Annotated in this window: 12 protein-coding genes; 9 read left to right on the plus strand and 3 right to left on the minus strand. The window is 71.7% G+C overall.

Going from position 1 to position 11,331, the window contains the following annotated elements; translation table 11 throughout:
* Positions 1-464 precede the first annotated feature (464 nt).
* Together OG609_RS33050 and mycP are read left to right on the plus strand one after the other, a co-directional pair.
* A complete protein-coding gene (locus OG609_RS33050; protein WP_442818086.1) occupies positions 465-1,367 on the plus strand; it encodes a hypothetical protein in 903 nt (300 codons plus the stop codon).
* Complete coding sequence (gene mycP / locus OG609_RS33055) at positions 1,364-2,563, plus strand: type VII secretion-associated serine protease mycosin (protein ID WP_327276181.1); 1,200 nt, start codon at positions 1,364-1,366, stop codon at positions 2,561-2,563. Before OG609_RS33050 ends, mycP begins: the two co-directional genes overlap by 4 nt.
* Positions 2,564-2,592: 29 nt before the next feature.
* Here mycP and OG609_RS33060 read toward each other — a convergent pair whose 3' ends face one another.
* A complete protein-coding gene (locus OG609_RS33060) occupies positions 2,593-3,504 on the minus strand; it encodes a serine hydrolase (RefSeq protein ID WP_327276182.1) in 912 nt (303 codons plus the stop codon).
* A 155-nt stretch (positions 3,505-3,659) separates the two neighbouring features.
* Between OG609_RS33060 and OG609_RS33065 the strand changes: the two genes are divergently transcribed.
* Positions 3,660-4,388 (plus strand): SseB family protein, encoded by a 729-nt coding sequence (locus tag OG609_RS33065; protein WP_327276183.1) that lies wholly within the window; start codon positions 3,660-3,662, stop codon positions 4,386-4,388.
* Between the two features lie 171 nt (positions 4,389-4,559).
* Here the strand turns inward: OG609_RS33065 and OG609_RS33070 are convergent, their stop codons facing one another.
* Positions 4,560-4,922: a DUF1844 domain-containing protein gene (locus OG609_RS33070; protein ID WP_327276184.1), complete on the minus strand. Its 363-nt coding sequence runs from the start codon at positions 4,920-4,922 to the stop codon at positions 4,560-4,562.
* Positions 4,923-5,264: 342 nt separating this feature from the next.
* Between OG609_RS33070 and infC the strand changes: the two genes are divergently transcribed.
* The 4 genes from infC to OG609_RS33090 all read left to right on the plus strand — a co-directional run bounded on the left by infC (position 5,265) and on the right by OG609_RS33090 (position 7,727).
* The gene (infC, locus tag OG609_RS33075) at positions 5,265-5,963 is read left to right on the plus strand and encodes a translation initiation factor IF-3 (protein ID WP_232837604.1); all 699 of its coding nucleotides are present in this window, start codon (positions 5,265-5,267) and stop codon (positions 5,961-5,963) included.
* A gap of 120 nt (positions 5,964-6,083) precedes the next feature.
* On the plus strand, positions 6,084-6,278 hold the full coding sequence (gene rpmI / locus OG609_RS33080; RefSeq protein WP_030918579.1) for a 50S ribosomal protein L35: 195 nt from the start codon (positions 6,084-6,086) through the stop codon (positions 6,276-6,278).
* Positions 6,279-6,384: 106 nt separating this feature from the next.
* Positions 6,385-6,768: a 50S ribosomal protein L20 gene (gene rplT, locus OG609_RS33085; protein ID WP_003970214.1), complete on the plus strand. Its 384-nt coding sequence runs from the start codon at positions 6,385-6,387 to the stop codon at positions 6,766-6,768.
* A 125-nt stretch (positions 6,769-6,893) separates the two neighbouring features.
* Positions 6,894-7,727 (plus strand): TrmH family RNA methyltransferase, encoded by an 834-nt coding sequence (locus OG609_RS33090; protein ID WP_327276185.1) that lies wholly within the window; start codon positions 6,894-6,896, stop codon positions 7,725-7,727.
* Here the strand turns inward: OG609_RS33090 and OG609_RS33095 are convergent.
* Positions 7,724-8,911 carry a PucR family transcriptional regulator gene (locus tag OG609_RS33095; protein ID WP_327276186.1) on the minus strand — a complete coding sequence of 396 codons (1,188 nt, stop codon included), beginning with the start codon at positions 8,909-8,911 and terminating at the stop codon, positions 7,724-7,726. The genes OG609_RS33090 and OG609_RS33095 overlap by 4 nt on opposite strands.
* Positions 8,912-9,032: 121 nt before the next feature.
* On the opposite strand from OG609_RS33095, the gene ureA reads away from it, so the two are divergent.
* The gene (gene ureA / locus OG609_RS33100; RefSeq protein WP_327276187.1) at positions 9,033-9,644 is read left to right on the plus strand and encodes an urease subunit gamma; all 612 of its coding nucleotides are present in this window, start codon (positions 9,033-9,035) and stop codon (positions 9,642-9,644) included.
* Positions 9,641-11,326: an urease subunit alpha gene (locus OG609_RS33105; protein WP_327276188.1), complete on the plus strand. Its 1,686-nt coding sequence runs from the start codon at positions 9,641-9,643 to the stop codon at positions 11,324-11,326. Before ureA ends, OG609_RS33105 begins: the two co-directional genes overlap by 4 nt.
* Positions 11,327-11,331 lie beyond the last annotated feature (5 nt).

The raw sequence follows: 11,331 nt of genomic DNA on the forward strand, positions 1-11,331 counted from the left end.
CGGGCCTGCCTGTGACGTCGATCCGCGCGCGGTACGGAAAAGGACCAGGGGGGTGGATGAGTACCGAGGCGCAGCGCGCTCCAGTCCCGCCCCGCCCCACGACGACCCCACCACCGGCGCCCGCGCACCCCGCACAGGCCCCTTCCGCGACCTCCGCGAGCGTGCCCGTTCCGCCGCGCCCGAAGACACCACCGCCCGCAGTGCCTGCGCCGGTGCCCGGCCCAGCGGCGCCGGTGGGACCGGCCGCCCCGGTATCGATGCCCGCACCTCAGCGGCAGGAGCCGGACCCGAAGCCGGTCGTGCCCCCTCAGCCGACGCACCCCTCAGCAGTCCCGCCCGTGGAGACCACAGCGCGGCTGCGGCCCGTGCCCTCGGCTCCCGTGCCCGCCGCGCCTGCGCCCGCCACCACCCCGCCCCGCCCCGAGCAGCCGCCCGCCGCGACCCGCAGGCGGCCCATCGGAGCCGTGGACCTCACCCCGCGTCCAGGGGCGACCCCGCCACCGCCCGGGCAGGTGCACGTCCCGCACGCGTACCCGCAGCCGCACCCGTACCGCCATCCGCTCCCCGAGGCACCCGTGGAGACCACCACCCGGCTGCGCCCCATCCGTACCCGCCACCCCGTCAGGACCGCGACCGCCGCCGCCTGCGTCGTCCTCGGGCTCGGACTGATCGGCGGCGCGGCCACCGGTGCCTGGCTCACCAGCGACTCCTCGGCCGACCCCGCCGCCCACAGCGCCTACACCGTGGGCCGCTCGGCCTGGCACAGCGTCCCAGTGGACACCCTCTTCCCGCGCACGCTCAACGGCGACGGAGCGGGGCCCGGCGGTGCCGACCGGGTCTGGACCCGGGTCGGCGTCGCCCCGGACAGCGGCTGTACGCCGGCCCTGGACCCGCTGCTGGCCAGGACACTCGGCCCGGTCGGATGCGAGCGCATGCTCCGCGCCACCTACACCGACGCCACCAGCAGCAGTGTCACCACGGTCGGGGTGATCTTCACCCAGGCCGACACCGAGGCCATGAGAGCGCTGAGCACCCGCTTCACCGACCAGCATCTCGACCGGCGCACCGACCTGATGCCCCGTACGTACCCCGTCAAGGGCACGGTCGCCGCCGGGTTCGGCGACCGGCAGCGCGCCAGCTGGACCGTCCATGTACTGACCGAGGTGCCCGTCGTCGTGTTCGCCGTCTCCGGGTTCGCCGACGGGCGTACGGTCACCGATCCGCAACCCGTCGCCAAGGCGATGGCCGCGAACGCCACCACGGCCGCCGCCCAGGCCGGGCTCGGCCACGAGGCCAAGGGAATCGCCGACGGGATCGAGCGCGGCCTGCGCCGGACCGTCACCGACCTCACGGAGAAGCCGGAATGAGCCGCCGCACCCGCCGCCACCGCCGCGCCCTGGGTGCGGTCTGCGCCGCCACCGCGTTCGTGCTCCTGCCCGCGGCGCCGGCCAGGGCCGATGCCATCCGGGACCAGCAGTGGGGCCTTCAGGCGCTCCACACCGATCAGGCGTGGCGGACCACCAAGGGCAGGGGGATCACCGTCGCCGTCGTCGACACCGGGGTCGACGGCAGCCTCCCCGACCTGGCTGGCCAGGTGCTGCCCGGCAAGGACATGATCGGCTTCGGTGCCGGCCGCGGCGATCGGTCCTGGGCCCGGCACGGCACCGCGATGGCTGGGATCATCGCAGGTCACGGCCATGGTGCAGGAAGCGGCGACGGAGTGCTGGGCATCGCGCCCGAGGCGAGGATCCTCCCGGTCCGGGTGATCCTCGAAGCCTCCGATCCGGCCCGTGCCAAGGCCCGGGAGTCGCGCGGTACGGCCCTCGCCGACGGCATCCGCTGGGCCGCCGACCACGGCGCCGACGTCATCAACCTCTCGCTCGGCGACGACAGCGAGTCGGCGCACCCCGATTCGGGCGAGGACGCCGCCATTCAGTACGCGCTGAAGAAGGGGGCCGTCGTCGTCGCCTCGTCGGGCAACGGAGGCGAGAAGGGCGACCACATCTCGTACCCCGCCGCGTACCCCGGCGTGATCGCGGTCGCCGCCGTCGACCGGTACGGCACACATGCCGCGTTCTCCACCCGACGCTGGTACGCCACCGTCAGCGCCCCCGGAGTCGACATAGTCGTCGCCGCCCCCGACCATCAGTACTACGTGGAGTGGGGCACCTCCGCCGCCTGCGCGTTCGTCTCGGGCGCGGTCGCGCTGGTCCGTGCCGCACATCCAGGACTGACGCCCGCCCAGATCAAGCAACTGCTCGCGGACACGGCCCGCAGCGCCCCGGCGTCCGGCCGTGACGACGCCCACGGGTACGGCATCGTCGACCCCGCCGCGGCGATCAAGGCCGGAGCCGAGCTCCGTCCCGCCGGCCTGCGTGCCGATTCCGCCGAGGCCGGATACCGAAAGCGGTACTTCGGCCCCGGCCCCAGCCCCGAGCACCATGACAGCAGCCCCGCAGGCTGGCTCGCCCCCGCCGCGGGCGGCCTCGGAGCGGTCCTGCTGGCTCTGGCCGTGGTGCTGTGGCGCGGCAGGGGCAACAGGCCGGCCACCGTACGGCGCTGAACGCGGCTCCAGCAACGCTCGGGCCGCGCTCACCGGGCGGCGTCGAGCACGCCCACCGCCGCCTTCGCCACCGACTCCACGAGCGCGATCCCCGTCTCCTTCGTCCGCTGCCCGCCCGAGAGCACCGCCACCAGATAGGTGCGGCCGTCCGCACTCACCCGCCCGATGCTGTTGATGTCCCACAGCCCGGTCGTCGTCCGGGGCATCCAGCCGTTCTTCAGCGCCCAACTGCTGCCCGCCGCCGACACCCCCCACTGCTGGTCGGCCTCGACCTGCCCCATCAGCCGCTGCAGATAAGTACGGGAACCCTCGCTCAGCTCCGATTCCGTACCGAACACCGCTTTCAGCAAAATCAGTTGATCTGCCGCCGTGGTCTGGGTCAGCCCCCACGCGTGCGCCGCCGTCGTCCCGGTCAGGCCCAGGCGTTCATTGGCCGCGTCGAGTGCTTTTGCCCCGCCGATCGCCCGCAGCAGCGCGGTGGCGGAGGCATTGTCGCTCCGCTCGATCATGGCCCTCGCGTGGCCGTGCTCGCCGTCGGTGAGCGCGCGCTTCTCGTCCTGGGCCCTGAGCAGCAGCGCCGCGAGTATGTCGACCTTGACGATGCTGGCGGTGTCGTACGCCCCGTCCCCGTAGACCGCCCGCGCCCCGATCCCGGTGTCCAGCACCGCGACGGACACCTCCGCGTCACCTACGTCGGTCAGCAGCGGCTCCACCGCCGCGGCCAGCGCCGCGTCGAGATCCACCGTCGGCTCCTCACTCGTCGTTGCCGGGACCGGAGTGCTCCCGGCGGCCGGTACGGACGATACGGACGCCGTGGCGCGGGGAGCGTGATCCGACGACCGGCCGGCCAGATAGATGCCACCCGCGGCCGAAGCCGCCAGCAGGAGCACGGCCGTCACGGATGCGGACAGGGCGGAGCCGCGGAATCTGTTTCGGGACATGCCCCGGACGCTAGGAACGGCACCTGAGGACAGGCTGGGTCCGACCTGTTGCCAGGGTAAGAAACCCCCGGTTGCCGGGGTAAGAAACCCCCAGTTGCCGGGGTAAGAAACCCCCAGTTGCCGGGGTGAGAAACCCCAGGCACTACGCTCGCCCTGTGGCGCTGAAGAACATTCCGGACCCCGGTTACTCCGACGACGACGGCACGGCCTCCCCGGCCCTGACCGCGGCACTCGCCGCCTGGGCCGAGGACAGGAAGGCCATCGGCCCGGTACTCGAAGCTCTCAAGGGTGCCCGTCTCCTGGTCCCTGTCGTCGCCGTCCTGGGGGAGGTGGAGGAGGACGAGAAGGGGCTGCGTCGCGAGAAGACCAGTGACATGGCCGTCCCCACCCTTCAGGCGGGGGACCGTCGCGCCCTGCCCGCCTTCACCTCGACCGCCTCGCTGGCCCGCTGGGATCCGCAGGCCCGCCCCGTCGCCGTCCCCCTGCATCAGGCGCTTCAGGCCGCCGCGCACGAGAAGGCGGACACGGTCGTCCTCGATCTCGCCGGCCCGGTCGCATTCGAGCTGACCGGCTCCGCACTGCTCGCCCTCGCCGAGGGCCGCACCAGCGCCGATCCGCTGGACGACCCCGCGGTCACCGCGGCGGTACGGGACGCGGTCGCCGCCGAGCCCGCGGTGCTCCGCGCCCACCTCGGCCCCGGCCGGGCAGACGGCACCCTGGCCCTCGTCCTCGCACCCGATGCCGACCCCGCCGACGCGGCCCGCCGGGTCGCGGAACTGCTGGCGGCCGACGACGTCCTGCGCGCCCGCCTGGTGCGCGGCCTGGACCTGGCGCTGCTCCCGGCCGATGCGACCACGCCCGGTGAGGCCCTGTTCACGCGCTGATCCCCGAGTCGGCCGCCGACTCGAAGTGCGGACGGCCGTCTCGTACCGGGTGGCCCAGCTGCTGGGCCCCGTCCGACGTCGGCGCGACGACGTGAGCCCCCTGCCCGGGAAGGGCGGGGGGCTCACGGTCGCCGTAAGTCGTAAGTCGTAAGAAAGGGAAGGCTGGCGGGCTCAGCCGAAGACGGGACCGGTGTACTTCTCGCCGGGGCCCTGGCCGGGCTCGTCCGGTACGAGCGATGCCTCGCGGAACGCCAGCTGCAGGGACTTCAGGCCGTCACGCAGCGGAGCCGCGTGGAAGGAGCTGATCTCGGTGGTGCTGGCGTCCAGCAGGCCGGCCAGCGCATGCACCAGCTTGCGGGCCTCGTCGAGGTCCTTGTGCTCGTCGCCTTCCTCGGTCAGCCCGAGCTTCACGGCGGCGGCACTCATCAGATTGACCGCGACCGTCACGATCACCTCGACCGCGGGCACCTCCGCGATGTCGCGGGCCATGTCGTCGAAGCCGGGGGAATCGGTGGTGGGGGTCGCGTCACTCATGCGCCATACGATAGGCCCACTCCGGTGCCGCCCTTTCTGCGGGAGCGGTGGGCGAGCGCCGGTTCGCGCACGCCCGGGGGAGCTGCTAACCTTGTGTAACGACCGGCTGGGTACCTATGTGCTCGGCCCACAAGTGGAGGCTCCGATCTCCCACCTGACCATCCTCCGGGACGGCAGGTCACCGGTCAGGTGGCGCCCATCGTTCCGTACGGACGATGGAGCCGCCCGATGCGCCCCGCGGTTGACCGCGGCGGTGTTCCGGTTTTCCAGGAGCCCCGCCTGTGTCCCGTCCGGGGCATTTTTGATGCGCTGGTGCGGTTGGTCTCACGAAACAGACGTTACGTGGCTGTCCGCCAGGCGGCCGCGTGGTGCTACCGAGGAGGATCCATCAGCGCCGAGCCCCGCATCAACGACCGGATTCGCGTTCCCGAGGTGCGACTTGTCGGTCCCAGCGGCGAGCAGGTCGGGATTGTTCCGCTTGCCAAGGCCCTGGAACTCGCACAGGAGTACGACCTCGACCTGGTCGAGGTGGCGGCGACCGCCCGTCCGCCCGTGTGCAAGCTCATGGACTACGGGAAGTTCAAGTACGAGTCGGCCATGAAGGCCCGTGAGGCGCGCAAGAACCAGGCGCACACGGTCATCAAGGAGATGAAGCTCCGGCCGAAGATCGACCCGCACGACTATGACACCAAGAAGGGTCACGTCGTCCGGTTCCTCAAGCAGGGCGACAAGGTCAAGATCACGATCATGTTCCGTGGTCGTGAGCAGTCCCGCCCCGAGCTGGGCTTCCGACTGCTTCAGCGTCTCGCTTCGGACGTGGAGGAACTCGGCTTCATCGAGTCCAACCCGAAGCAGGACGGCCGGAACATGATCATGGTTCTGGGCCCGCACAAGAAGAAGACCGAAGCCATGGCCGAGGCCCGCGAGGCCCAGGCCGCCCGCAAGGCGGAGCGTCAGGGTTCCACCCCCGACGCCGAAGCTGCGGGCGAGGCTGCCGAAGCGCAGTCCGAGGCTCCGGCCGAGACACCTTCCGAGGCGTGACCTCAGGGGCCGCTACCCAGGCGGCCCCGGGTCTCCCCGGAATTCCCACCAAGATCTGACGCCCCTGCTGTCCGGTGCCCGCACCGCGAGGGGCGCCACTGACGAGGAGAGAACGGCGCGATGCCGAAGAACAAGACGCACAGCGGTGCCAGCAAGCGCTTCAAGATCACCGGCTCCGGCAAGGTGCTCCGCGAGAAGGCCGGCAAGCGCCACCTGCTCGAGCACAAGTCGTCCAAGAAGACCCGCTCGCTGACCGGCACGGTCGTCGTGGCTCCGGCCGACGCCAAGAAGATCAAGAAGCTTCTCGGCAAGTGAGGTTCGGCCCCCGGTGAATCCGGGGGCACGACCTCGATCACACCGGGACCAATTCGTTTCCGGGCCGTGTGAGTCCAACCACGGCCCCGCTACAAGGAGTTAACAAGTGGCACGCGTCAAGCGGGCAGTCAACGCCCACAAGAAGCGCCGGGCAATCCTCGAGGCCGCCAGCGGTTACCGCGGTCAGCGCTCGCGCCTGTACCGCAAGGCCAAGGAGCAGGTCACCCACTCCCTGGTCTACAACTACAACGACCGCAAGAAGCGCAAGGGCGACTTCCGTCAGCTGTGGATCCAGCGCATCAACGCCGCTGCCCGCCAGAACGGCATGACGTACAACCGCCTCATCCAGGGTCTGAAGGCCGCCAACATCGAGGTGGACCGCAAGATCCTGGCCGAGCTCGCGGTCAACGACGCCAACGCGTTCGCCGCCCTCGTCGAGGTTGCCCAGAAGGCCCTCCCGAGCGACGTCAACGCCCCGAAGGCCGCCTGATCCAGGTCGCACTTCTTGGCTTCTGAGCCGGACCCGCAGGCGCTCGTCGTCTGCGGGTCCGGTGCGTTGCACGACATGTTCCGTACGTCCGTCACCTCCGTATGCAGAGAGGCTCGCCGCCGACCATGGGCACCCCCGAACTGATCTCCCCGCGATCGCCGCGCGTCACCGCCGCCCGGCGGCTGGCCAAGCGCAACTTCCGCGGCAAGGAGCGCAGGTTCATCGCCGAGGGGCCACAGGCCGTGCGCGAGGCCGCCGGGCACCGCGGCAGCGACGGCGAGGCGACGCTGATCGAGCTGTTCGCCACCGTCGAGGCGGCCGAGCGGTACGCCGACATCGTCGATGCCGCCCACGCCGCCGGTGCCCGGGTGCACCTCGCGGACGGCGATGTGCTCGCCGATGTGTCGCAGACCGTCACCCCGCAGGGCCTCATCGGTGTCTGCCGCTTCCTCGACTCGCCGTTCGACGCGATCCTCGCCGCGAAGCCGAAGCTGGTCGCCGTCCTCGCCCACGTACGCGACCCGGGGAACGCCGGTACGGTGCTGCGCTGCGCCGACGCCGCGGGTGCCGACGCCGTCGTGCTCACCGATGCCTCGGTGGATCTCTACAACCCCAAGTCCGTCAGGGCCTCGGTCGGCTCGCTCTTCCATCTGCCGGTCGCCGTCGGTGTTCCGGTGGAGCAGGCCGTGCAGGGGCTGAGGGACGCGGGCGTACGGATTCTCGCCGCCGACGGAGCGGGCGACGACGACCTCGACGACGAGCTCGACGCGGGGACCATGGGCGGGCCGACCGCGTGGGTCTTCGGCAACGAGGCCTGGGGCCTGCCGGAGGAGACCCGGGCGCTGGCCGACGCCGTCGTGAGGGTGCCGATCCACGGCAGGGCGGAGAGCCTCAATCTGGCGACGGCGGCGGCCGTCTGCCTGTACGCCTCCGCACGGGCCCAGCGCCCGCGCCGCTAGTCCACGGCCGCGGTCCTGGCCCGCAGGGCCACCGCGACCAGTGCCGCGTCGTCGGGGCGCCGGACGTCGCGGCCGGTCAGCTCGTGGAAGCGGGCGAAGCGGTGCTGGACCGTGTTGCGGTGGCAGTACAGCGCGGCCGCTGTGTCCGCGATGGAGCCGCTGCCGCGCAGATGCTCGGTGACGGTCTCCAGCAGACGTGTCGCCTCCGTCGCCGACACTCCGGGGCCGTCGAGACCACCCAGCACATCGGCGGCCAGATCCGTGCCGAAGTCCCCGGCCCGCCGCACCAGCACATCCAGCCAGCTGTCCTCCAGCAGCCTCGGTGAACGGGCGTCCGGCGGCAGCATCTGCGCCGTCGCGATGGCCAGCACAGCCGCCCTGGGCACCGCTGCGAGCCCGTTCGCCTGCGGCGAGACACCGCACGGGGTGGACGCGAGCCGGACCAGCACCGACTGCCACGTGGTGCGCCGGCCCAGCTCCACCACCAGCACTGCGTCCCCGCCGACCGCCTGGTACTGCACCGGAGCACCCGCCGCGCGCAGCGCCGTCGCCGCCCGGTGCAGCCCCGAACCCTCCGCCGCCGGGGCCGCCGCGCACAGAAACGTGCCCGCGCCGTCGAAGCCCAGGGCCAGCGCCGCGTTCCGTACCACCGTCGGGTTGTGGCCCTCGCTCTCCAGCAGCCGGGAGAACCACATCCGCCGCTCGTCCTCCTGGCGCCGGCCCATCTCCAGAACCGTGCGCTGATACGCCGTCATGATGCCCGTGACATGGGACTCGACGGCCTCCCACACGTGGTACGCGGACGTCACCAGCTCCGCCATGTCCTCCTGGTCCGCGCGCTGGACCAGCGCCGCCCACACCACCCGGAAGTCCAGCCGGGCCGCTTCCAGCAGCGAGTCCAGCGGGACGCCCTGGCGGGCCCGCTGCTCACCCACGCGCTGCGACACCCCGGCGATGTGCACGGGCACCGGGAGCTGCGCCACCGTACGCAGCAGCAGCTCGAACGCCTGCCAGGCGGAGCTGCGGAAATCGGCGTCCGGTACCCGGTCCGCATAGGCGCTCCGGACCGGATTGATCATCTCCATCCACTGGCCGATCAGACCGTCGATGTTGTCCAGGCACTGGCCCGCGAGCTCGGCGATCCGACGGGACGGGGGAGGGAAACCGGAATCCGGAGTGTGCATATGACCAATGTAAGGGGCTGTACGGGTGATGTTTCGACGTTGGATCTGTGCTCGTTGCCCTTGAAGCTGAGGCAATCCGGAATCCCCCTCCGGGCCCACCGCATTCAGGGAGGTCCTGGCAGTGCATCTGACGCCTCGCGAGCAGGAGCGTCTCCAGCTGTTCACCGTCGCCGAACTGGCCCGCCGCCGCAGGGCGCGCGGCCGGCGGCTGAACACGCCGGAGGCCATCGCGCTGATCTGCGACGAGGTGCTGGAAGCCGCCTGGGACGGGCTCGGTCTGGACGAAGTGATCGAGGTGGGCCGCTCCGTGCTCACCGAGGCCGACGTGATGGACGGCGTGGCCGACATCGTCACCGCCGTGCAGGTCGAGGCGCTCTTCCCGAGCGGCACCGCCCTCGTCGCCGTCGACCGGCCGATCGGCCCGGGGACACCCGACACCGCACCCGGTGCCGTACGGACCGCCCCCGATCCGGTCCGGATCAACGAGGGACGTCCGCGCACCACCCTCACCCTCCGCAACACCGGTGACCGTACGGTGTTCGTCTCCTCGCACTATCCGCTGCACGAGGTGAACGCGGCCCTGGAGCTGGACCGGGAAGCGGCGCGGGGGCTGCGGCTGGACATCGCGGCCGGCACCGCGCTGGCCTTCGAACCGGGGGAGTCCCGGGTGGTCTCGCTGATCCCCCTCTCCCGTCACCCGCAGCACGCCCAGTCCGAGGAGCAGCGCGCATGACCAGCATCGACCGCCGTACGTACAACGCTCTGTACGGTCCCACCACCGGTGACCGCATCCGGCTCGGCGACACCTCCCTCTGGGTCGAGGTCGAGGCCGACGACGGCACCCCCGGCGACGAACTGCTCGGCGGCTGCGGCAAGACCGTACGCGACGGGCTGCTGGCCTCGCCCCGCTCCGACCGGGACTCCGCCCTCGACATGGTGGTCGCCGGGGTCGTCCTCATGGACCCGGTTCTCGGCGTCCGCAAGACCGACATCGGCATCAAGGACGGCCGGATCGTCTCCGTCGGCGGCGTCGGCAACCCGGACGTGATGCCGGTCGAGTACGCCATCGACTCACACACCTCGGTCGTCCCCGGCGAAGGGCTGATCGCCACCCCCGGCATCGTGGACAGCCACGTCCATCTCTCCTCGCCCGAGGTGGCGCCCGCAGCGCTCGCGGCCGGAGTCACCACGCTCGTCGGCATGGGGCTCGGCGGGGTCTGGGAGATCGGCTGCAATCCGGCCCACAATCTGCACACCCTGATGAGCTCCTGGCAGGGCACCCCGCTCAACATCGCGTTCCTGGCCCGCGGTTCGTCCAGCTCCCGCACGCTGCTCGACGAGTCCGTGCTCGCCGGGGCCGGCGGCTTCAAGATCCATGAGGACTTCGGGGCCACCCCGCGCATCATCGACAACTGCCTCGACACCGCCGAGGCCGTCGATCTGCCGGTCGCCCTGCACACCGACTCCATGAACGAGTCCGGCTATCTGCGCGACACCATCGGCTCCACCCGGGGCCGGACCGTGCACGCCTACCACGTGGAGGGCGGTGGAGGTCACCCCGATCTGCTGGAGATCCTCTCCGAGCCGAACATCCTGCCGTCGTCGACCACGCCGACCATCCCGTACACCCCGAACACGGTCGGGGAACTCTTCCCGATGACGATGACCGTGCACCGGCAGAACCACCACTCCGCCAGCGATGTGGAGATCTCCAGGGGCCGTATCCGCGCCCATGCCATCGCCGCCGAGAACGCCCTGCACGACCTCGGCGCGATCTCCATCGTCAACTCCGACTCCATGGGCATGGGCCGCATCGCCGAGACCGTCCGCCGCACCTGGCAGCTCGCCCACCTCCAGGCACTGGCGGCCGGGGAGGGCGGCGTCGAGCATCGCGCCAACCAGCGGGCCCTGCGCTACCTCGCCAAGATCACCCTCAACCCGGCGATCGCCCACGGCCTCGCGCACGAGGTCGGCAGCGCCCAGGTGGGACGCCTCGCCGACCTGGTGCTCTGGCACCCCGCCTACTTCGGCTCGAAGCCCGAACTGGTCATCAAGGCCGGGTTCGTGGCGTGGGGCAACACGGGGTCCGGTTCGGGATCGACCCGGCTGACCCAGCCCCGTACGTACAAGCCCTACTTCGGCGCCCTGGGCCAGGCGCCCGCGCGGCTCTCCCGGATCTTCGTCGCCGAGGCCGCGCTGGCGGACCGGGCCGCCCGGGCGGCGCTGCCCAAGGGACTCACCTACGCGCCGATCCGCGGCTCCCGCGGTCTCACCCGCGCCGACATGCTCCACAACACCGCGACCCCGCACGTCCTGGTGCCCCGCGAACCGGCACCCGTCCTGGTCGACGGCGTCCCCACCGCAGCCCCCGCCGCCGACGCCGTGCCGCTCGCCCAGCTGCACCACCTCGCCTGAGCCCG

Source organism: Streptomyces sp. NBC_01224 (genome assembly GCF_036002945.1).
GTDB lineage: Bacteria > Actinomycetota > Actinomycetes > Streptomycetales > Streptomycetaceae > Streptomyces.

Bases quoted from the DNA above. Each gene is read 5' to 3' on its own strand.
- mycP (WP_327276181.1), top strand. From the start codon at position 1,364: ATGAGCCGCCGCACCCGCCGCCACCGCCGCGCCCTGGGTGCGGTCTGC.
- OG609_RS33060 (WP_327276182.1), bottom strand. From the start codon at position 3,504: ATGTCCCGAAACAGATTCCGCGGCTCCGCCCTGTCCGCATCCGTGACG.
- OG609_RS33070 (WP_327276184.1), bottom strand. From the start codon at position 4,922: ATGAGTGACGCGACCCCCACCACCGATTCCCCCGGCTTCGACGACATG.
- rpmI (WP_030918579.1), top strand. From the start codon at position 6,084: ATGCCGAAGAACAAGACGCACAGCGGTGCCAGCAAGCGCTTCAAGATC.
- OG609_RS33090 (WP_327276185.1), top strand. From the start codon at position 6,894: ATGGGCACCCCCGAACTGATCTCCCCGCGATCGCCGCGCGTCACCGCC.
- OG609_RS33095 (WP_327276186.1), bottom strand. From the start codon at position 8,911: ATGCACACTCCGGATTCCGGTTTCCCTCCCCCGTCCCGTCGGATCGCC.
- OG609_RS33105 (WP_327276188.1), top strand. From the start codon at position 9,641: ATGACCAGCATCGACCGCCGTACGTACAACGCTCTGTACGGTCCCACC.